16 protein-coding genes, 8 pseudogenes and 1 riboswitch are annotated in these 20,077 nt (G+C 37.8%); of the genes and pseudogenes, 9 read left to right on the forward strand and 15 right to left on the reverse strand.

Features of this window, described 5'->3' with window-relative positions:
* Window positions 1–44: 44 nt before the first annotated feature.
* Window positions 45–701, forward strand: a pseudogene (locus CWATDRAFT_RS15230) (IS5-like element ISCwa2 family transposase); the annotation flags it as partial.
* A 27-nt stretch (window positions 702–728) separates the two neighbouring features.
* A pseudogene (locus CWATDRAFT_RS15235) lies at window positions 729–1,736 on the forward strand (RNA-guided endonuclease InsQ/TnpB family protein); the annotation flags it as partial.
* 69 nt (window positions 1,737–1,805) lie between these two features.
* Here CWATDRAFT_RS15235 and CWATDRAFT_RS15240 read toward each other — a convergent pair.
* The 7 genes and pseudogenes from CWATDRAFT_RS15240 to CWATDRAFT_RS15270 form a co-directional block, all read right to left on the reverse strand.
* Window positions 1,806–2,003 carry a hypothetical protein gene (locus CWATDRAFT_RS15240; protein WP_007311068.1) on the reverse strand — a complete coding sequence of 66 codons (198 nt, stop codon included), beginning with the start codon at window positions 2,001–2,003 and terminating at the stop codon, window positions 1,806–1,808.
* 34 nt (window positions 2,004–2,037) lie between these two features.
* Complete coding sequence (locus CWATDRAFT_RS15245; protein WP_007305889.1) at window positions 2,038–2,829, reverse strand: type 1 glutamine amidotransferase; 792 nt, start codon at window positions 2,827–2,829, stop codon at window positions 2,038–2,040.
* A gap of 37 nt (window positions 2,830–2,866) precedes the next feature.
* Complete coding sequence (locus tag CWATDRAFT_RS15250; protein WP_007305888.1) at window positions 2,867–4,051, reverse strand: LptF/LptG family permease; 1,185 nt, start codon at window positions 4,049–4,051, stop codon at window positions 2,867–2,869.
* 37 nt (window positions 4,052–4,088) lie between these two features.
* Window positions 4,089–4,805, reverse strand: a complete 717-nt coding sequence (gene lptB / locus CWATDRAFT_RS15255; protein ID WP_007305887.1) for an LPS export ABC transporter ATP-binding protein — start codon at window positions 4,803–4,805, stop codon at window positions 4,089–4,091.
* Window positions 4,806–4,815: 10 nt separating this feature from the next.
* Window positions 4,816–5,319, reverse strand: a complete 504-nt coding sequence (locus tag CWATDRAFT_RS15260) for an LptA/OstA family protein (RefSeq protein WP_007305886.1) — start codon at window positions 5,317–5,319, stop codon at window positions 4,816–4,818.
* Between the two features lie 162 nt (window positions 5,320–5,481).
* Window positions 5,482–6,135 carry a Uma2 family endonuclease gene (locus CWATDRAFT_RS15265; protein WP_007305885.1) on the reverse strand — a complete coding sequence of 218 codons (654 nt, stop codon included), beginning with the start codon at window positions 6,133–6,135 and terminating at the stop codon, window positions 5,482–5,484.
* A gap of 21 nt (window positions 6,136–6,156) precedes the next feature.
* A pseudogene (locus tag CWATDRAFT_RS15270) lies at window positions 6,157–6,510 on the reverse strand (EAL domain-containing protein); the annotation flags it as partial.
* 139 nt (window positions 6,511–6,649) lie between these two features.
* On the opposite strand from CWATDRAFT_RS15270, the pseudogene CWATDRAFT_RS15275 reads away from it, so the two are divergent.
* Both CWATDRAFT_RS15275 and CWATDRAFT_RS15280 read left to right on the forward strand, forming a co-directional pair.
* Window positions 6,650–7,501, forward strand: a pseudogene (locus tag CWATDRAFT_RS15275) (IS1634-like element ISCwa1 family transposase); the annotation flags it as partial.
* A 68-nt stretch (window positions 7,502–7,569) separates the two neighbouring features.
* Window positions 7,570–9,066 (forward strand): IS66-like element ISCwa4 family transposase, encoded by a 1,497-nt coding sequence (locus CWATDRAFT_RS15280; RefSeq protein WP_007305860.1) that lies wholly within the window; start codon window positions 7,570–7,572, stop codon window positions 9,064–9,066.
* A 242-nt stretch (window positions 9,067–9,308) separates the two neighbouring features.
* Here the strand turns inward: CWATDRAFT_RS15280 and CWATDRAFT_RS15285 are convergent.
* Window positions 9,309–10,201: pseudogene (locus CWATDRAFT_RS15285) on the reverse strand (group II intron reverse transcriptase); the annotation flags it as partial.
* Here CWATDRAFT_RS15285 and CWATDRAFT_RS15290 point away from each other — a divergent pair.
* The 3 genes and pseudogenes from CWATDRAFT_RS15290 to CWATDRAFT_RS15300 form a co-directional block, all read left to right on the forward strand.
* On the forward strand, window positions 10,200–10,781 hold the full coding sequence (locus tag CWATDRAFT_RS15290; RefSeq protein ID WP_007303150.1) for a helix-turn-helix domain-containing protein: 582 nt from the start codon (window positions 10,200–10,202) through the stop codon (window positions 10,779–10,781). The pseudogene CWATDRAFT_RS15285 and the gene CWATDRAFT_RS15290 overlap by 2 nt on opposite strands.
* Before the next feature lie 64 nt (window positions 10,782–10,845).
* A complete protein-coding gene (locus CWATDRAFT_RS15295; RefSeq protein ID WP_007305861.1) occupies window positions 10,846–11,487 on the forward strand; it encodes a transposase in 642 nt (213 codons plus the stop codon).
* Window positions 11,488–11,514: 27 nt separating this feature from the next.
* Window positions 11,515–12,915: pseudogene (locus CWATDRAFT_RS15300) on the forward strand (IS66-like element ISCwa4 family transposase); the annotation flags it as partial.
* A 299-nt stretch (window positions 12,916–13,214) separates the two neighbouring features.
* Here the strand turns inward: CWATDRAFT_RS15300 and CWATDRAFT_RS15305 are convergent.
* From CWATDRAFT_RS15305 to CWATDRAFT_RS38590, 3 genes and pseudogenes are all read right to left on the reverse strand, one after another.
* Window positions 13,215–13,693 (reverse strand): annotated as a pseudogene (locus tag CWATDRAFT_RS15305) (transposase); the annotation flags it as partial.
* 272 nt (window positions 13,694–13,965) lie between these two features.
* Window positions 13,966–14,121: an arginine synthesis PII-interacting regulator PirA gene (pirA, locus tag CWATDRAFT_RS38585; RefSeq protein ID WP_007311301.1), complete on the reverse strand. Its 156-nt coding sequence runs from the start codon at window positions 14,119–14,121 to the stop codon at window positions 13,966–13,968.
* 13 nt (window positions 14,122–14,134) lie between these two features.
* Window positions 14,135–14,305 carry a hypothetical protein gene (locus tag CWATDRAFT_RS38590; RefSeq protein WP_021830754.1) on the reverse strand — a complete coding sequence of 57 codons (171 nt, stop codon included), beginning with the start codon at window positions 14,303–14,305 and terminating at the stop codon, window positions 14,135–14,137.
* A gap of 34 nt (window positions 14,306–14,339) precedes the next feature.
* Window positions 14,340–14,400: riboswitch (Glutamine riboswitch) on the reverse strand.
* 983 nt (window positions 14,401–15,383) lie between these two features.
* On the opposite strand from CWATDRAFT_RS38590, the gene CWATDRAFT_RS15315 reads away from it, so the two are divergent.
* Window positions 15,384–17,198: an alpha/beta hydrolase gene (locus tag CWATDRAFT_RS15315; protein WP_007305863.1), complete on the forward strand. Its 1,815-nt coding sequence runs from the start codon at window positions 15,384–15,386 to the stop codon at window positions 17,196–17,198.
* A gap of 62 nt (window positions 17,199–17,260) precedes the next feature.
* Here the strand turns inward: CWATDRAFT_RS15315 and CWATDRAFT_RS15320 are convergent, their stop codons facing one another.
* Together CWATDRAFT_RS15320 and CWATDRAFT_RS15325 are read right to left on the reverse strand one after the other, a co-directional pair.
* On the reverse strand, window positions 17,261–17,596 hold the full coding sequence (locus CWATDRAFT_RS15320; RefSeq protein ID WP_007305881.1) for an MgPME-cyclase complex family protein: 336 nt from the start codon (window positions 17,594–17,596) through the stop codon (window positions 17,261–17,263).
* Window positions 17,597–17,683: 87 nt separating this feature from the next.
* Entirely contained in the window at window positions 17,684–18,406 is a 723-nt protein-coding gene (locus tag CWATDRAFT_RS15325) for a pyridoxine 5'-phosphate synthase (protein WP_007305880.1), read from the reverse strand.
* 84 nt (window positions 18,407–18,490) lie between these two features.
* On the opposite strand from CWATDRAFT_RS15325, the pseudogene CWATDRAFT_RS15330 reads away from it, so the two are divergent.
* Window positions 18,491–18,688 (forward strand): annotated as a pseudogene (locus CWATDRAFT_RS15330) (peptidase M48); the annotation flags it as partial.
* A 76-nt stretch (window positions 18,689–18,764) separates the two neighbouring features.
* On the opposite strand, the gene CWATDRAFT_RS15335 reads toward CWATDRAFT_RS15330, so the two are convergent.
* Together CWATDRAFT_RS15335 and CWATDRAFT_RS15340 are read right to left on the reverse strand one after the other, a co-directional pair.
* Window positions 18,765–19,364: a Uma2 family endonuclease gene (locus tag CWATDRAFT_RS15335; protein WP_007305879.1), complete on the reverse strand. Its 600-nt coding sequence runs from the start codon at window positions 19,362–19,364 to the stop codon at window positions 18,765–18,767.
* 44 nt (window positions 19,365–19,408) lie between these two features.
* Window positions 19,409–20,044 carry a Uma2 family endonuclease gene (locus CWATDRAFT_RS15340; protein ID WP_198138988.1) on the reverse strand — a complete coding sequence of 212 codons (636 nt, stop codon included), beginning with the start codon at window positions 20,042–20,044 and terminating at the stop codon, window positions 19,409–19,411.
* Between the last annotated feature and the right edge of the window lie 33 nt (window positions 20,045–20,077).

Genomic DNA, 20,077 nt, shown 5'->3' on the forward strand with positions numbered 1-20,077 from the left:
TAGCGTAAAATTTACGCTAACAATTGTTTTTTATCTAAAGTCCAATTCCTCAAAGAATTGTAAGTTTAACTCAACCGCATATTCGTCCAATAGTGAGGAGAAAAGCAGGAAAACCAATAGAGTTTGGAGCTAAACTCTCAGTAAGCTGTGTAGATAACTATGTGTTTCTATACAAAATAAGTTGGGAAAACTTCAATGAATCTTGTCATTTTAAAGAACAAGTAGAAAAGTATAAAGAAACGTTTGGCTATTATCCCGAATCCGTCCATGTAGATAAAATTTATCGAACTAGGGAAAACAGAAATTGGTGTAAGGAAAGAGGGATAAGAATCAGTGGTCCGAAGTTAGGAAGACCTCCGAAAAATGTCAGTGAAGAAGAAAAGAAACAAGCCCACTCCGATGAATGCTTCCGTAATGCTATTGAGGGAAAGTTTGGACAAGCTAAACGAAGATTTAGCCTAAATCTCGTGATGACAAAACTCCCTGAAACCTCCATTACATCTATTGCTATTACATTTTTAGTTGTCAATCTTTCTAAACTTCTGAGGCAGTTTTTGTCGCTTTTTTTGTCCTTATTTACTAATAATAGAACAGGGGAACTCATCAAGCCGCCTTTCATTAATTTTGATTATACTTTAAACAATTTTTATGTACTAAAACTTATTGATTTGTCAGAAAATTCTTGGTCAAAAGTGGCATAAATTTTGGAGAAACTTTTTCAGCAAACCCTAAGTGATGCTTATTCTCAATGCTTACAAAGTGTAGCGTTAAATCTCTCACGGGCTTACCAAAATTTCTTTGATAAAAGAGCTTCATTCCCTCGATTCAAATCAAAGCATGGTCGGCAATCGATGAGTTATCCTGCTAATGTTACCTTTGAAGGGGATTACATCAAGCTAAATCGAAAGATCGGTAAAATTTATTGTCGTCGTCACCGAGATTTTGAGGGAACGATTAAGACAGTTACGATCTCAAAAAATAGTGATGGTAAATATTATGCCTCTGTATTAGTTGATGATGGTTTAGATAAACCAGAAGCTTCAACAGAGGGGAAAGCTATAGGAATAGATTTAGGATTAACCGATTTTGCTGTTACCAGTGATGGTTCTAAATTTGATAATCCTAGACATTTAGCTAAACATCAACAGAACTTGAAGCGTAAACAACAAAAATTATCTCGTAAACAAAAGGGGAGTAATACTAGGAAAAAAGCTAGACGGTTAGTAGCTAAAGTCCATTCCAAAATCTCTAGATGTCGGGAAGATTTTCTGCACAAACTATCCCGTAAGATAGTCAACGAAAACCAAGTTATTGCTGTAGAAAATCTCAATGTCAAAGGCATGGTAAAAAATCACAAATTAGCTAAAGCTATCAGTGATTGTGGTTGGGGAATGTTTTGTACAATGCTTAAATACAAGGCAGAAAGGGAAGGGAAAACTTATGTTGAAGTTGATAGGTTTTTTCCTAGTTCTAAGACTTGTCATGTCTGTCTAAATCAAGTGGAAAGCTTACCTCTTGATATTAGAAACTGGACTTGTGAACATTGTCATACAAACCATGACCGCGACATCAACGCCTCAATAAACATTAGAAATGAAGCCTTACGGATATTGTCGTTAGGAACTAGCGATACTGCCAATGGAGGGAGTGTAAGACGGCTAGGGGGTAAGATTTCTTGTCTCTTAGACGCAACTCCTAATGAGATTGGAAGCCCGAACTATATTGCTTGCAATTAGTTGGGGTAGTTCACCCAAATTTCAACCTTGAGTCAAAAGCTTTTTCTCAAAAATTTCTCATAATTGTTTCTAGAAACGTCTTCTTTCTGAAATACTGTAGAAAATGCCCATGAAAACCGAGAGAGCGATCAACAGCAAAATAACAATTCCTGGTATAAATCCTAAGATTCCTAACCCTCTCAAAATATAGGTGGTTAAGGTAATGACAATAGAACTAATCAAAGCTATGGTAATAAAAGAAGGTTTAAATGAAGTAGATTTGCTCATTGTAACTATTTTAAAATTGATATTAACTGTCCAGTTAGGCCACAGTTTCTAGACGTTTTAACATAGCTGCCCTTGCTTGTTGGGCTAAACTATCATCGAGGGGCGTTAACTGGATTTCCCTTTGATATTTTTCTTGTAATGCGGTTTTAATTAACCAGTCAGCAACAAAAGGATTTTTGGGTAATAAGGGTCCGTGGGAATAGGTAGCGATCGCATGACGATAAAAAGCCCCTTCGTAACCGTCTTCCCCATTATTGCCGTATCCTGACTTAACCTTGCCCAAGGGTTGTACATCTCCTAAATAAGTTCGTCCCCCATGATTTTCAAAGCCTATAATAATCGGTGCTTGACCTAACATTTGTTGTAAATCTTCTGCTAGGGGAGAAGCAGTAATTTCAAACACCACATTACCAATACAACGAGAAACATTCGGCCCTGGATGTTTGGTAACTAAATCTAATAATCCTAACCCCTCGATGCGCTGGCCTAAGGCCGGTTCGTAATAATGGCCTAAAAGTTGAGGTGATCCACAGGTAAACACTCCGGGGGTTCCTCCGTCTAACTTATTGCGTAGGATATCAGCCTTTGCCCCTTGTAAGTCTCGCATAACGATTTCTTGTTGACGATCTTGGGCCCCACCACCAACAATGACATCGACACTCTTAAATAAATCTGGTTCTGTTTGCTGATCCAAAGGAAGAATAGTTACAGGAATATCCCGCCATTGACAACGGCGTTGTATGCAGATAACGTTACCGCGATCGCCGTAGGTACTCATTAAGTTAGGGTAAAGCCAACCGATGGTTAAAGAAGGGGGTTCAGACATAGAGCAATTAACAATTAACAATTGATTGATTTGGAGACTATCGTAAACTTGCTGATTGAACTAATAATAAGCTACCGGCGGCCAATCCGAGAATATTGGGTAACCAAGCTCCCAGAAACGGGGTTAAAATGCCCCAAATACCGAGGGAGGTACTCATAAAGGCTAGGAGATAGTAACCGAAAATTAAACCCACACAGACCCCAAAACTGGTGGACTTATTGGTGTTCTGGGGTCTAACCCCAATGGCTGCCCCTACTAAACCAAAGATTAAACAAACGAAAGGTAGGGCGTATTTTTCTTGAAGACGAACCTGAACCTTTCTGATGCGCTTCTCATTGCCACTTAATTGCATGGCTTTGAGATATTCTTTGGTTTCGGCGATGGTCATTTCTGTGAAATTTTGACGACGGTTAGCTAAATCTAAGGGGGCCCGGGGTAAGGCCAGTTGTTGATGTTGAAAGCGGACAATATTGCGATAGGAACCATCTGGGGCAATCAGGTAAATGGTGCCATTAAAAAAGTCCCAAGTATTGCTAGAGATGTTCCAGGTAGCGGACTCAGAGGTAACAATTTGGTTAACCCCTTCTTGGGTACGATCCAAAATGGTCAACCCTTGCATTTGCTCGCCGTTGTATTCTTCTGCGTAGAATAAACGGCTCAAAACCGTGGCTTCTTGGCCGTTTTCTTCTTGAATGGTTTTATATTCGGGATAAACAATATTGCGTTCTTTAAAGTCTGGTCTTTCTTGATTGACTGCCCTTTCTAAAGTAACAGCCGCTTCATGGGTGGCTGCCGGTGCGATCCAATCGTTAACAATGAAGGCGCATCCTGTAACCATGAAGCCAAAAAGAATAACAGGAATGATTAAACGATAAATACTAACCCCCAAACTGCGTAGGGCGATAATTTCGCTGTCACTGGATAAACGAGTATAAGCCATCAAAGCTGCTAATAACATAGCCATGGGGAAAGCCAAACTAACAAAACCTGGTAGTTTCAGCAGTAAAACTTTTAAGGCCACTGATAACATTAACCCTGACTCGGTGACACGACGCACGAGATCGAATAATGACCCAATGGATAAACCTAAAGAGGTGAAAATGCCCATACCAAACAGAAAAGGTAACAGCAGTTCAATAAACAGGTAACGATCCATGATCGATAAACCAGGTATGGGGGGTTTTAGTTTGACTTTAACGGGGTTTGCTTGACCAATATCCATAATGAATGTGTGTGCTTTTAGAGTTGATCTGTGGTCTCTAATTTCCTAAATAATACTGTCGCACCAAAGGATTGTTATATATTTCTTCGGCACTGCCGGCGGCTAAGATTTGACCGTCCCTCATAATATAAGCCCGATTGGTAATGGCTAAGGTTGCTTGAACATTGTGATCGGTGATCAAAATACCCATTTGGCGATCGCGTAATTGGGCGATCATGGTTTGAATTTCTGAGACAGCGATGGGATCTACCCCGGCAAAGGGTTCATCTAAGAGTAGAAAGTCTGGTCCGTGTTTCCCCACCGCTAGGGAACGAGCTAACTCGGTTCTTCTTCTTTCCCCTCCGGAAACTTGGGAGCCTTTAGTATGGGCAATTTTTTCCAGACGAAATTCTTTGAGCAAACCATGAAGGCGTTGGGGCCGTTGTCGAAAGGGAACGTTAGTTTGTTCGAGGGCTACTTGAATATTGTCGGCTACACTCAGATGACGAAAAATACTGGGTTGTTGAGTCATGTAACCAATACCGAGACGGGCCCGTTTATTCAAGGGTAAACGAGTCACTTCTTGTTGATTTAACCAAACTTTGCCTTTATTGGGTTTAATGAGACCAGTGGCTATATAAAAGGTGGTTGTTTTCCCTGCTCCATTAGGACCGAGGAGTCCAACTATTTCCCCAGGGGCAACTTTAATGTTGACACGGTTAACAATGTCTCTTTTTCCGTAGGTTTTATGGATATTTTCTAAAATCAGTGTCATAGATCGGGATTTAAAAGTCGGGAGTGGGCAAGGTGGTGTCTAAGGGGGGAGCCGGTGACACGGGAGCAGGTTGAGAGGGGTTGTTTTGGTTTTCTGTGACGAGGTAAATTGATTCTACTTGTTGGGTTGTTTCTGGGGTGGCAATGAACCGTCCTTCATCGATGAGATAGGTCATGCTTTCGGCCCGCATACTGTTGCCTTCTTGCAGTACATAAACGTCTCCGGTGAGGACTAAACGCCGTTCTCGGCTAAAATACTGTGCTTGTACAGAAGTTCCTTGTATTTGACGGGCAGGGTAGAAAAATTGTACGTTACCTCTGGCGGTAACTACTCCTGTTTCTGAGTTGGCTTCTTGAATATCGGAGCGAACGGTGAGGGGACTATTGGGGGCTAGGGTTTGCGCTTGTACGTTTCTGGGAGTGGTTTCTAGGGTTAATGTACCCGTGATTATAGCTAAGGTGCAGCCGAGGGTTCCTAGAATGTTTTTCTTTGAGACAATAGGCATGGAAAACATAGTTTAGCTATCTCGTTGATCGCTTTGAGTGTATTCTATTGTTTTAGTGTACTCAATCTTTTTTAGGGCGATCGCTTAATTGTTCAATCTGGCTATTTTTGTTCGACAGAAGGAGTCAATCAAGTCAGGATTTTTTGACTTTCTTGTTGTCTGACTACTCTATTAAGGACTTTGTTGCGTCGCCTTTACATTTTCTTCAAATTCCCATAAAGCTTGACTACTTCCCAATAGGTTAGCTCGTTCTATTAGTTTTGGTATAGCTTCTATAATCTTGACATCAGGAAAATTGAGGCTAATAGAGGATTTTTTATACTCTTTTTCTTGCAAAATATAGATGGTTAATTTACCTTGATGATACACCCATAATTCAGGAACTTTTAACTTTTGATAGGCGGTAATTTCTGTTAAAGAGGTCAAGTCTGATTCTATGGCCAAGTCAGGGGGCGGATCTTGGCTTAAATCTAATCTATTTTTACCAATAACTGCTTGATGATTTTTAATATAAAAGCATTCATCAGGTTCAATTCCTGCTTCCATAGTCTTATTTTTAAAGGTAGTTGAACCTAAAGCTTCCCAAGGTTTTCTTTGAACTTTAAGAATAATTTTAACCAGGTCAGAAATTAATATTTTAACTCGTTCGTGTTCTGGTAAAGGGGACATGATTTCTAAACACTGTTGACTATAAGCTAATCTGAGGTTTCTTTTCTCACCTAATTCCTCTAAAATATTTTCAAATTCCAGCCAACTTAAATTAGGAATACTAATCTTGCTACCGAGATTAAGATATATTTTGTTAATAGGGATTAATACTGTCATAATAATCACGTTTATATATTTTCAGGGAGAATCTGAATATTTCCAAGTTGGGGGGTTTTGTAGCAATTTTTCTACTTCTAAAGAGGGTAGAGGTTTGGCAAAAAAGTAACCTTGCCCTTGTTCACACCCTAATTGTTCTAATTGTTCTAATTGTAATTCTGTTTCAACGCCTTCTGCAATTATATCTAACCCCAAAATATGAGCTAAATGAACAATCGCTCGTACAATTTCTGCGTTTTCGTTATTGGGTTCCATCCGCATAACAAAGGAGCGATCTATTTTTAAGGTATTAACAGGAAACCTGTGTAAGTAACTCAAGGAAGAATAAGCTGTTCCAAAATCATCTAAACAAATTTCAATCTCCCGTTCTTGTATCCCAGATTCCGCACTTCAAAAAGTAGCATTAAATACTACAAGCCTGGGGTTAACAATTAAGTATAATTGCTTAAGCTCTTGAAGACAAAAAAGTGGGATAATTGTTTAAGTTGTTTCCTCTGTAAAAAAAGAGCGAAAAATGTCTTATTTAGAAGAAATACAAGTTAAAAATTTAGACCATTTAGGGATAGTAGCTGGCTTAATTGATGAAATAGGAATAGTCAAAATAATTAATAATAAATTAGGAATAGATGTTAGAGAAAAAATCTCAGCAGGTACAGTAGTTAAGTCTATTTTAATCAATGGACTAGGATTTGTTTCAAGACCTCTATATTTATTCAGTCAGTTTTTTCAAGATAAAGCCATTGAGAAATTGTTAGGAGAAAGAATTAAACCTGATTACCTTAATGATGATAAAATTGGGAGAGTAATGGATGAATTATATAAATATGGACTAAATGATATTTTTATTGAAGTAGTTTTAGAAGTAATTAAAAAATTTAAAATAGACCTTAAATACTCCCATTTAGATTCCACATCATTTCATTTAGATGGAGAATATAAAAGGGAAGAAGATAAAGAGAAACAGGAAGAAGAAAAAATTATTAAAGAAAGACCAATTTTTATTAAGAAAGGATATTCTCGGGATCATAGACCAGACTTAAAACAATGTGTCTTGGATTTAATAACAAGCCAAGATGGAGATATTCCATTATTTGTGAGAGTAGGAGATGGAAATGAATCTGATAAAGCTGTATTTGGAAAAGTTTTAGTAGAATTCAAAAAGCAAATAAAGTTTGATAGTATCATGGTTTGTGATAGTGCTTTATATGGTCAAGAAAATCTCCAACTAATCCAACATTTAAAATGGATAACGAGAGTTCCAATGACCATAAAAAAAGCAAAAGAATTAGTGCAAAATATAGAGGTGGAAGAAGTAAAAGATGAAGATAAAGAAAAAAGAAGTGACCTAAATTTAGAAAGTTATACGTAATTGCTCACCGCAATAAAGAATCTGTCTTGACAACATAAAGGTAAAATCGGGGATTTTTATGTATAGTGGGGGTTATGACCACAAATGCTACCATTGATTCAAAGCTAGTTAGAGCTATCGCCGATGAACAGTTGGCGAACAATGTCTTCATGATTGAGTGGCTAGTCAAGGCACAACAACAGTTATCTCTTCAACAAAGACTGATTGACCAGCAACAACAACAAATCTCTACACAACAGCAAGAAATTGAAAAATTGAAAGAAGAGAGAGATAAGCTAAAAAACCGTAACTCAAAAAACAGTTCAGTCCCCCCATCATCAGACCCACTAAAAAAGCCTTCTGACAAAAAGAAACGCAAAAAAGGATTTAAACGCGGACCAAAATATGACCACCCAGGGAAGACCCGTAATGGTTTTGGTCAGCCCGATAAGATAGTCCCTTTAGAACTAGAAAACTGTCCTGTTTGTGGGGGTTCAGTGGAACGAGATGAAGTAGTTCCTGAAAAAGTCCAGCAAGTGGCTGAAGTAGTAGACCAACCCATAGAAATCAGGGAATATCGTCGCGGATTCTATAAATGTCCTAGTTGTGGATGGTCAGATTACAGTCCTGTTCCATTGGGAGTTAAAGAAGGATTCAGTTATGGGGCGCGATTAAGTAGCATCGTGGGCTGGCTTGGCTATGGGGGTAATCTTACATGGCGTAAACAGGAACATTTTATAGAGTATGTCTTTGGCATTCCCATTTCTCAAGGGAGCCTTGCCAAAATGCACAAATGGTTTCAAGAAAGTTTAGAACCCTTGACCCAACAGTGGTTAAAGTACATCCAGCAGCCAGGAATCCGATGTGTTGACGAAACCAGTTATTGCATCGATGGCATCAAGTATTGGGTTTGGGTAGCCACATCAAATGAGGTCTGTGTGTTGATGTTGGCTCCCACTAGAAGCTCCGCAGAAGTCGAGAAATTGTTAGGAGCAGATTTTAAGGGCATCCTCACCAGTGACTGCTATAGTGCCTACTTTAGACAAAGTGCGATGGCCAAACAGAAATGTCTGGCACATTTAGAACGAGAGTTAGAGTCCCTTAAAACCAGTCGTTTTCAAGCGAATCGAGAATTTGCTGCCGATGTACAGCAAGTTTTAGCAACCGCCCGTATCCATTATCGTCATTATCATGCTCGAAATTTAACCCTTGAAGACTTAGGCTCCAAAAGAACAGAAGTCGAGAACTCACTGCAAAAGATTTTTAAAGCAACTCCCAAAAAAGGATGGCCTTATGATGCACAAAGATTGATTAACCGTCTCAAACGTCATTGGGAAGAGTGGTTCACCTTTCTAACTTATCCTGAAGTCAAACCAGATAATAATGATGCTGAGAGAGCTTTACGTCCCATTGTCATTCACCGCAAAGTAAGTGGGGGAGCAAGAAGCGACTGGGGTGCAGAGTTAGTCACCCAAATGTTCAGTTTTTTAGAGACCATGAGATTACAGGGGCAAAATGCCATTGTCCAATTATGCGAATTATTTTCATTAGCTGGTCGGAGTCCCCCAGGATTAGAGATGTAAAAGGCTCCGGAGCCGATGGGGGATAGATTTTTCTTGATCGCCCTATCTCTCTGCACAAAAATAAACAAGGTTAGCGGATAATCTCCGCTAACAAAAAACTATCTTACTATTCTTTTTCTCATATTGTTGTTTTTATTTGAGGTTTTTAAAAGACTTGATTCTGGGAATGTTAGTCATTAAAATAGCCGTAATAAATTAGCTTAAATTTTACGCTAAATCACAGGGCTTATATTTTTGTTGACTCAACTGATGTTGTTTGTAGTGCTTTTCAATAAGACTTTTTTGTTGCGGTGAGCAGTTACGTCATTTTTGCTTTTGACATCATGACAGTGACGATGTAGAGCTTGAAGATTGTTGTAGGTATCCTTTCCACCTTTCGATTTGGGGATAATGTGGTCAACTTCTATCAAGTCTTCAGGTGTAAAGTATTGCTTACATTGAGGACATATACCTTTTTGTTTCTTTAAGAGTTTTGCGACTCTTGTTGGTGTCCCAGAATATGTACCTCGTCTTTTGCTTATGAGAAATATTTTTTAAGAGCTTTAATCAATGGTGTCTCTTTCTTTTTCCTGCTTACTGTCCAAGCTCTAAGCATATTCCATAATATGTTGTCTTCGGATTTGAATGTTTTCTTACTGCAAACATTTCGGTAGTAATTACACCATCCTCGGATTATGGGATTTAATCTTGTGATTAATGCTTTTTGTGGGGCTTTCTTGTTGGCCTTGATGGCCTCTTTGATTGCCTCATGGTGAGCTAGTATTTTTTTCTTGCTTGGCTTGATTAGTGTTTTGAATCCAGTTAGTTGTGCATTTTTTCCACCTGTTTTACTAGAGTGGTGTTTACCCTTGGGGTATGACCTAATATTGAATCCAAGGAAATCGAAGCCTGGTTCAATGGTTTTACCATTATGGACAATACTTTTTAGAGTGTGTCTTATGGAAGTCTTCTCTGGTTTTAGTTCCAATCCGACTTTTTCTAACCATTGTGCAACTAGATTTTTACATTGTAGAATAACATCGTAATCTGTATGAAGAATTACGAAATCATCGGCGTAGCGGATGATTTTGGGTTTATATCCCTGTTTAAGACTGCCATCTTCTCTCCGTTTTGTACGGGGGAAGTGATTTTCTATGTGTTTCAATGAAACTAACGGAAGAATCTCGAAGTTGATGTCCATGATAAAAGCATTGCCAATTAACCTCTCCAACCTACAGAAAACAGTACTCCAACAAATAGTGAGAGGGACAACAAACCCCTATCGCCTTGTTAGACGAGCCAAGCTAATCTTAGCCGCAGCATCAGGAGAGAGCAATAGTTCGATTAGTCGAAGATTAGAATTAGACCGAGTACAAGTGCGTCAGTGGCGATCGCGATGGTTTGAGGAGAGAGAAAAACTGAGTGCCGCCGAAGAACAACAGGTAACGGAGAAAGCATTAATGGTCTTGATCAAAGGAATTTTAAGCGATCGCCCAAGACCTGGAACAACAAAATCCTTTACGGTCGAACAAGTAGTCCAGATTGTAGCGATCGCTTGTGAAGAATGTGAAAAATCAGACAGACCAGTGAGCCATTGGACACCTTCAGAGTTGGCGGATGAAGCCATAAAAAGAGGAATTGTCGAAAAGATTTCCCCCCGTAGTGTGGGGCGTTTTTTAAAAAGAAGCGACATTACAACCACATCTCGTTCGTTACTGGTTAAATGCCAAAATTGATGATCCCTTAAAATTTAAAAAGCAAGTCAAATATATCTGTGAACTTCATCAAGAAGCTAAAACTTTGTTAGAACAAGGAATTCATTTAATTAGTACAGATGAAATGACAGGGATTCAAGCTCTTGAGAGATTATTTCCGAACAAAAGAATCAAGCCTAAACAAGTAGAAAAAATCGAATTTGAATATGAAAGACACGGAACTTTAAGCTTAATTGCGAACTGGGATGTGGCAAGAGGAAAAGTTGTTAGTCCCTCTATTGGACCGACAAGAACAGAACAAGATTTTTCTGAACATATCCAGAGAACGATTAAGATTGATGAAAAAGCAGAATGGATTTTTATTGTAGATAAACTCAACACTCATAAATCGGAAAGCTTAGTCAAATTAGTAGCAGAAAGCTGTGGAATTACTATTGATTTGGGGAGAAAAGGAAAGGAGGGGATTTTGCAATCTATGGACAGCAGAGCAGATTTTTTATCAGATGAATCTCATCGAATTCGCTTTGTTTATATTCCCAAACATACATCGTGGCTTAATCAAATTGAGTGTTGGTTTTCGATCTTAGTCAGGCGTTTACTCAAAAGAATTACTGTCCGTTCAACTGAAGAACTATCCCCAAAAATTCTCAATTTTATTGATTACTTTAATCAACATTTTGCTAAGCCGTTCGTTTGGAAATTTAAGGGCTTTAAAGATCATAAGTGACTGGTGGATTATTTTTGCTAAGCTGCACTAGTCAAGGCACAACAACAGTTATCTCTTCAACAAAGACTGATTGACCAGCAACAACAACAAATCTCTACACAACAGCAAGAAATTGAAAAATTGAAAGAAGAGAGAGATAAGCTAAAAAACCGTAACTCAAAAAACAGTTCAGTCCCCCCATCATCAGACCCACTAAAAAAGCCTTCTGACAAAAAGAAACGCAAAAAAGGATTTAAACGCGGACCAAAATATGACCACCCAGGGAAGACCCGTAATGGTTTTGGTCAGCCCGATAAGATAGTCCCTTTAGAACTAGAAAACTGTCCTGTTTGTGGGGGTTCAGTGGAACGAGATGAAGTAGTTCCCGAAAAAGTCCAGCAAGTGGCTGAAGTAGTAGACCAACCCATAGAAATCAGGGAATATCGTCGCGGATTCTATAAATGTCCTAGTTGTGGATGGTCAGATTACAGTCCTGTTCCATTGGGAGTTAAAGAAGGATTCAGTTATGGGGCGCGATTAAGTAGCATCGTGGGCTGGCTTGGCTATGGGGGTAATCTTACATGGCGTAAACAGGAACATTTTATAGAGTATGTCTTTGGCATTCCCATTTCTCAAGGGAGCCTTGCCAAAATGCACAAATGGTTTCAAGAAAGTTTAGAACCCTTGACCCAACAGTGGTTAAAGTACATCCAGCAGCCAGGAATCCGATGTGTTGACGAAACCAGTTATTGCATCGATGGCATCAAGTATTGGGTTTGGGTAGCCACATCAAATGAGGTCTGTGTGTTGATGTTGGCTCCCACTAGAAGCTCCGCAGAAGTCGAGAAATTGTTAGGAGCAGATTTTAAGGGCATCCTCACCAGTGACTGCTATAGTGCCTATTTTAGACAAAGTGCGATGGCCAAACAGAAATGTCTGGCACATTTAGAACGAGAGTTAGAGTCCCTTAAAACCAGTCGTTTTCAAGCGAATCGAGAATTTGCTGCCGATGTACAGCAAGTTTTAGCAACCGCCCGTATCCATTATCGTCATTATCATGCTCGAAATTTAACCCTTGAAGACTTAGGCTCCAAAAGAACAGAAGTCGAGAACTCACTGCAAAAGATTTTTAAAGCAACTCCCAAAAAAGGATGGCCTTATGATGCACAAAGATTGATTAACCGTCTCAAACGTCATTGGGAAGAGTGGTTCACCTTTCTAACTTATCCTGAAGTCAAACCAGATAATAATGATGCTGAGAGAGCTTTACGTCCCATTGTCATTCACCGCAAAGTAAGTGGGGGAGCAAGAAGCAACTGGGGTGCAGAGTTAGTCACCCAAATGTTCAGTTTTTTAGAGACCATGAGATTACAGGGGCAAAAGGCCATTGTCCAATTATGCGAATTATTGTCATTAGCTGGTCGGAGTCCCCCAGGATTAGAGATGTAAAAGGCTCCGGAGCCGATGGGGGATAGATTTTTCTTGATCCCCCTATCTCTCTGCACAAAAATAAACAAGGTTAGCGGATAATCTCCGCTAACAAAAAACTATCTTACTATTCTTTTTCTCATATTGTTGTTTTTATTTGAGGTTTTTAAAAGACTTGATTCTGGGAATGTTAGTCATTAAAATAGCCGTAATAAATTAGCTTAAATTTTACGCTAAATCACAGGGCTTATATTTTTGTTGACTCAACTGATGTTGTTTGTAGTGCTTTTCAATAAGACTTTTTTGTTGCGGTGAGCAGTTACTTTACCTTTATTTTTTATTTTTTCTCCTTTTTCTTGGAGACAATCCTTTTTTTTTACTTCTTTATCACTCTTGTCTATTTCTCTTTTTACTATTTTTTATTGATTTTGTTTATCAATTCTCCATCAATTCTTTTCCTAAAATGAACTAGCATTGAAGATTCCAGTGGTGGCTCTTGTTGATAACAATTTAAACCTATAAAGTATTGTAGATAGGGATTTTCTCTAATCTGTTCTATAGTTTCTTTATCACTTGTTCCTAATTTTTCCTTAATAATTAATGTCCCTAATGCCATTCTAAATAGTTTGGCTGGCGCACCTTTTTCTGCTGAAAAAAGTTTAGCATATTCTTCCTCAAAATCATCCCAAGGTATCAACTCTGCCATGATTACCCAACGATTATTGGGGGACAATTTGCCCTCGAAAGGTAATTCAAATTTTTCTGGGGGCGGTAAAGGTTGCTCCTCTTTTCGATACATTTGTTCTTGACCAACAACTGGGAGGTGTTTCTACCAATTATAGCGGTTTGTAGCCGACAAAGCTGATCTTTTTTGCGATCGCGAATATGGGTGTAACCTTTTAAAGAATAGGGTTTTGCTTTTATTCAGCAAACCCTAATTAGTCATTTTCTCGACTCATTCACCCTTTGAACTCTCTATAAATTGATTGCTTTGAACTTAGCTCAAGAACAAATAGTTCCCATTCCTAACCTCTGGTTGAAATGAGAACTATTGAGCAATTTTGATTAAAATTAACGACTGTAGTAGCTTCTTTCAGCTTCTAGTTGCTGAACTAAACTATTTTGTCCTTTCGATCTGGCAACTTCTAAGCGATGTTCCAAGCTTTTCAAAATGTTAGCACGATGGAGACGAGCGACATCATTTAAGTGTTTTGGATTATTAGTCATAACTCACCTCTATCTATGCTTTTAATGATTGGACGTTTACACCCATCTCAGCAGCAATACGGTGCAACATGGACAGTTGACGATGTTGTTGTTTGCTACGATTTTGGGCTATTAAGAAACGAGATTTAGACTTTGAAGTATCTAACTCGTTTAAGTGAGTACCGATGTTGTTATTAAAGAGCATAACGCCTCCTTCTAAATCGTGGTGGATTGAATGAGGCGCGTTCCTTCGGGATATTTTTCCCTACTTCCGTCTGCTGATAGCAGCAGATGAACGATTTATCCTGTTACATCTATAGCTTAACATTTTTTTTAGTCTGTGCCTACTATTTCCGTTCTGAAAAACTTAGATAAACTATGACAGACTTAGACTAAGTTGGACATAGTCTGTACTGGACTGGGAGGACTTGCAGTTTCTAGGTTACTCCTGCTCACCACCATGATTATGAAGTTGTCATCTGTCAAGGATTAAAGTGCGAACTCTACCTTATCGGTTACTTAACAGATGCCAGTCGTCCCCCTGTTTCCAGGTTTAGACTGAACGAATCGCACTCACGGTCTAAGAAAAAACCACAAGACGGACAAATAAACGTCCTATCAGACAGTTTTAGGTCTTTGTTGACCTCACCGCAATCTGAACAGGTCTCCCGTCTTAATAGGGAACGTTTCCTTAATTTCCTTGCGTTCACTGCCCCCAAAGGGCGGATTAGCTAAAATAATATCAAACCTGTCCTTAGTATGAACTACGCTTATCCGCTTCGCGCTCGATAAGCGTTTCTGAAGCCTCTTCGGCCCTAGTTGCCTCATGGTTCAGCACTCGGTAGAGGCTATGCCTATGCCCAACAGATATTCAACTAACTTAAATATAAAAATGAAAAGCCTCCGGGCGTCTTGCCGTGTTTCGACTCCAAAGGCGTTTTCATATCACTCTTACTCCTCACACACAACAATAATCTATCAAGTTAAATAGTAGACGGCAATCTACACTATGACACTTTATAAACTGTCACAATGCTCAGTGGCAGTTTTCAGCATTGGGTGTGTCGGTTAAAATATGTCAATCAGTATCTAAAGTTGATTAGTCTTTTTCGTCACCTAAGATTGCTAGGTTAGGCTTTATAATTGGGCATACTATGGAAAGGAATCTCACTCAGTCAGTTGGCAACAAGACAGGAAAAAATGAGCAAATCGTCCTAGACGGTACTGCCGAAGTGGGAAACTAAAAGATAGTCAAATTTTCTTGATTTATATTATTTGCACCTATGAATTTTTTAAAGTTTCTTTCGCCTTTTATTTTCAATGTAGTAGAGGGATTTACCCCTATTTTATTATCTTTAGTTTTGGGTGTATCTCCCTGTAATTCCGCAGAAAATATTATTTTAAAAGCTGGATTATTAAATCATAAGATTGCAGTTGAAGATTTAGATGAATTCCTAGAAACAGGGGAAATATCTTCTAGTTTACAACCTTATCAATTCCTACTAACAAGTGAAATACAAGAAGTTTTATCCCAAAATATTAATATTGATCCTGTAATAGCAGAACAATTTTTAAATGACATTTTCAAAAGTGATGATGGACAAAGATTATTAAAACAAATAAGTCAAGCCTTACCTGATAGTAGCTCTTCGGAACTAAAAGAAGGACTAAAATTACTTTTAAAACAAACCAATAATTTTAACTTTATTAATTTTTTACGGGTTTATCCTCAAGAAACTTTGACAATTGATTTATCAAAAGCTGCAATCTTAGGCTTAAAAATGAATGAGTCCTTTTTACATAGTCGCTTAATTAATGCTCAATTTAAAAAAGGGTTAAAAAACTCATCAAACATCGAGATTCAACCTAAATTTGACCCTACAGTATCAGGACAAAAAAGTATATCTATAGAAAGAAATGTTCTCTATGATCGGAGCCGAAACCGTTATATTGCCTTGGATATTTACACCGCTAAAAAAACCCATGGTCCGTTGGTGGTTATGTCTCATGGATTTGCATCAGATCGTCGTTTTTTGCGCTATTTAGCTAAACATTTGACTTCTTACGGAATTACTGTGGTTTCTGTAGAACATCCTGGAAGTGACATTCATGCCCTACTTAAAACAGCAACAGGAATAAACTCAAGTCAAATTTTGCCATCAGAGGAATTTATTGATCGACCTCAAGATATTAGTCTTGTTTTAAATAAATTAACTCTTTTAAATGAAAACACTCGAAAATTTAAAGGAAAATTTAATACTCAAGAAGTCAGTATAATTGGTCATTCTTTTGGGGGTTATACAGCCCTAGCATTAGGGGGCGCATCCTTAGATTTAAAAACCTTGAGAAGTTTTTGTCAAAAGGAGTCTCCCTTAAAGCGATCGCCGGCAGATTGGCTACAATGTGCAGCAGGAGAATTGCCTTATCCTCAAAGAAATTTTCAGGATAATCGTATTCGACAAATTATCATTTTTAATCCCATTATTGGTGAACTATTTGGTAATAATTTATCTCAAATTAAAGTACCAACTTTAATTTTATCTGCCTCGGATGACGGGATTACCCCCACTATTTCCCATCAATTAAAACCGTTTCAAGAACTGTCTACGGAAAAATATCTAATCATGGCCATGGGAGGAACTCACATGAGTGTTACTGATATGAATAGTATGAACAGTATGATGGGACAGAGTACCCTAGTTAGGGAAATTATGGGAGAAAAAGCTGAACCAGTTCGTCGCTTAGTACGGGGGGTTAGTTTAGCTTTTATTCAACAATTAACTGAGGAAAAGTCTCGGTATAAAGTATTTTTAACACCTAGTTACATTGAATCTTTATCTCAGGGAAATTTAAACTTCCGTCTGGGAACAGAACTACCTATGACTGTGAAAACCTGGATTAATGTTACTAATATGAAACAACCAGAAGCTAATTTATGGTCTCTAAAATCCAAATTAACCCCCATACAAAATATTCAACAGTATTTTGTCAATGCACGACAACTTTTATTACAACCTGAATACAGCACAGAAAAACTAAATGATTTATTTACTGGGTTACTTCATAATCATGATGATAAGCTAGATAAATGGAGTTGAGTAGGAGTATGGCATTTCTAAACTTACTCAACCGAAATATTGATAGACTTGGCAAAAGACCGCTACGAAACCGTTTCCGTTTCTAAAGAAGCAATGGCATCAGGAATACTAGAGGAGGGGGCTTCAAATTCCCCCTTGATTACATATTCCAAACGTAACTTTAACCATGTAATAAATTCAGAATTTTTAGCAATAACGGCAACACAAGGTTGAGGACATTTTGCTTTAATTTCAGCAAATTCTGGCGCTTCAATAAAAGCTGGTTGTTTGACTAACCAAAAATCAATTTCTTTCTTTTTTTCTTGGTAGTGTCTGACTCTTTCTCTCAACACTTCATCTAAAGGTTCTTCTTCTAACAGGAAGCGTTGGCTGGCTAAAACGTAATAATAGGTGGTCATTGCTGAATGATTAATTGCTATTTACCCAATTACTATTATTCAATCCAAGGGGACATTATAGCTCAGGGTTCATTAATAATTAATAATTCAAAACTCCCCTCTCATGGCCAGTTTCATTTCTTTAACCGCCCTTTCCATCCCCACTAACACCGCACGACTGACAATGGTATGACCAATATTTAACTCTTCCATTCCTGGTAAACAACCCACAGGATAGACATTTATATAGGTTAACCCATGACCGGCATTAACCCGTAAACCTAAGTTTAATGCTTGTTCGCAACCTAATTTTAACGATTCTAATTCCTTTTGGCGTATTTCTGGGTTTGGTGCATCGGCATATTTTCCAGTGTGGAGTTCTATAAATTTCGCTTGGGTATCAGCAGAGGCTTTAATTTGTGATTCATCTGCATCAATAAAGAGGCTCACAGGGATGTTTGCGCTTTGGAGGCGATCCACCACATTTTTTAGTTTTTCCAAGCTTCCAGCTATATCTAAGCCCCCTTCTGTGGTAACTTCTTCCCGTTTCTCTGGGACAAGGGTAACATAGTCTGGTTTAACATCTAGGGCAATGGACACCATTTCTTCAGTGGCTGCCATTTCGAGATTAAGATGGGTGCGAACGGTTTCTCTGAGTAAGCGAATGTCTCGATCTTGTATATGACGGCGATCTTCCCTCAAATGCGCCGTAATACCATTTGCCCCCCCTAACTCCGCTAAAACCGCAGCCGCAACGGGATCGGGTTCAACGGTTCGTCTGGCCTGGCGGACAGTGGCAACATGATCGATATTAACACCAAGGGTGAGCAATTTTATCTCTCCTCATAACTAGAGAATTTTATTTTTTTATTATTGAAATTGTACAATATATCCAGAAGTTAATGAAGAGAAAAAATGCCTAGTTATCCTGGACTCTCAAGCGAAGCCTTTCGTCACCCTCTAGATAAACAATCTGAAGAAACCTTAAGAAGTGTTCCTGGTTTTGATCTGGTTGCTACTAGCTTTATGGAGTATCTTTATGAAAGACCTCAGCAAATTTCTTTGATGGGAAATAGTATTAAGGTGGGGACTCGTCAATATAGTACCTTATATTGAAAGAATTAAAAATCAAGAGTAACTCTATTATATTGGTAATGTGACGGTTAAGTAATAATTATTTACATTTACCTTAACTATCTTCTTCTACTGCTTCAAAATCAATGCGTTGATAAATATCTTTTAAAGAAATTTCCCAATTAACTGAACCTAATTTTAAAATAGCATCTTCTCCTGTATAAAAATTAACTAACCAACTATTATGATCTTGTTTAATATATTGAGTAATTGAGTAACGATCTTGCTCTATTAAAATATATTCTTGAAAGGTAGGAAGGGAACGATAATATTCAAATTTATCTCCTCGATCATAAGCTTCGGTAGAAGATGAAAGGACTTCAATAATAATTTGTGGATTAATTACATTAGATTTACTTTTACCGTGATGAATGGGTTTATCTTTAATAACCATTACATCAGGATAAGTATAAATATTATGTTCAGATAGCCATAATTTAACACTTTCGATATAAACATAATAATCTTGATCATCGATGTTTAAAGGAAATAGTTTGTAAACATTTCCAGCAATTTGATTGTGATTAGTTGTTCCACCTACTATTTGAATAATTTCTCCATTGCGATATTCATTTTTTTCTTGAGATTTTTCTTCTAATTCCAGATATTCTTCTGGAGTATAGTAACGCTGTTTGGGATTAGTTTGTAATTGCATAGTTTAATACCTCTCAATAATTTAATTTTAGTATTATTTTGTACTTAAAGATTCCTAAATTGACGTAAAGCAACACTTGATCCTTCATTCCATCCTAACTCAACATATTGAGGTAAGATAGTTTTAATATCAAAATCAGGAAATAATCGACTCTTTGCACTATCTTGATACTTGTTGTCTTCTAATATATAAATGTTTAAAACTCCTTGACGATAAATCCATAATTCAGGAACTTTAATCATTTCATAAGCACTAATATCTGTGATGGAAGTAAAATCAACTTCAATAGCTAAATCTGGGGGTGGATCAAGGGTTAAATCAATTTTATTTTTACCTAAAATAGTTTGTCTATTATTAATATAAAAACAGGTGTCTGGTTCAACTCCTGCTAGTGGTGGTATTTTCAAAGTAATAGGGTCAAAACATTCCCAATCTAAGCCTTTTTTCTCTAAAAGAATTCTAACTAAATTTCTGAGTAGATCGATACGTTTTCCGTGACTAGGTAAAGGAGACATAAGACGAATTTCTTGGTTGTTAAGATTAAAAGAAAGTTTAGGAATAGAGGTTTCTTGTCTTAAATTCAGTAATCTTTCATAATCTTCCCATTTTTGACCCCGAAAAATAACCGTGTTACCAGGGGATAAAGTTAAAGTGTCTTCACTAATAGTAATTAGCATCATGAACCTTCAATAAATAAATCTAAATACTATTAT

This window comes from Crocosphaera watsonii WH 8501 (assembly GCF_000167195.1).
Lineage (GTDB): Bacteria > Cyanobacteriota > Cyanobacteriia > Cyanobacteriales > Microcystaceae > Crocosphaera > Crocosphaera watsonii.

Coding starts and splice junctions, on each gene's coding strand:
- CWATDRAFT_RS15240 (WP_007311068.1), bottom strand. CDS start 2,003: ATGAGCAAATCTACTTCATTTAAACCTTCTTTTATTACCATAGCTTTG.
- CWATDRAFT_RS15245 (WP_007305889.1), bottom strand. CDS start 2,829: ATGTCTGAACCCCCTTCTTTAACCATCGGTTGGCTTTACCCTAACTTA.
- CWATDRAFT_RS15250 (WP_007305888.1), bottom strand. CDS start 4,051: ATGGATATTGGTCAAGCAAACCCCGTTAAAGTCAAACTAAAACCCCCC.
- lptB (WP_007305887.1), bottom strand. CDS start 4,805: ATGACACTGATTTTAGAAAATATCCATAAAACCTACGGAAAAAGAGAC.
- CWATDRAFT_RS15260 (WP_007305886.1), bottom strand. CDS start 5,319: ATGTTTTCCATGCCTATTGTCTCAAAGAAAAACATTCTAGGAACCCTC.
- CWATDRAFT_RS15265 (WP_007305885.1), bottom strand. CDS start 6,135: ATGACAGTATTAATCCCTATTAACAAAATATATCTTAATCTCGGTAGC.
- CWATDRAFT_RS15290 (WP_007303150.1), top strand. CDS start 10,200: ATGTGTTTCAATGAAACTAACGGAAGAATCTCGAAGTTGATGTCCATG.
- pirA (WP_007311301.1), bottom strand. CDS start 14,121: ATGACTAATAATCCAAAACACTTAAATGATGTCGCTCGTCTCCATCGT.
- CWATDRAFT_RS38590 (WP_021830754.1), bottom strand. CDS start 14,305: ATGCTCTTTAATAACAACATCGGTACTCACTTAAACGAGTTAGATACT.
- CWATDRAFT_RS15315 (WP_007305863.1), top strand. CDS start 15,384: ATGAATTTTTTAAAGTTTCTTTCGCCTTTTATTTTCAATGTAGTAGAG.
- CWATDRAFT_RS15320 (WP_007305881.1), bottom strand. CDS start 17,596: ATGACCACCTATTATTACGTTTTAGCCAGCCAACGCTTCCTGTTAGAA.
- CWATDRAFT_RS15335 (WP_007305879.1), bottom strand. CDS start 19,364: ATGCAATTACAAACTAATCCCAAACAGCGTTACTATACTCCAGAAGAA.
- CWATDRAFT_RS15340 (WP_198138988.1), bottom strand. CDS start 20,044: ATGATGCTAATTACTATTAGTGAAGACACTTTAACTTTATCCCCTGGT.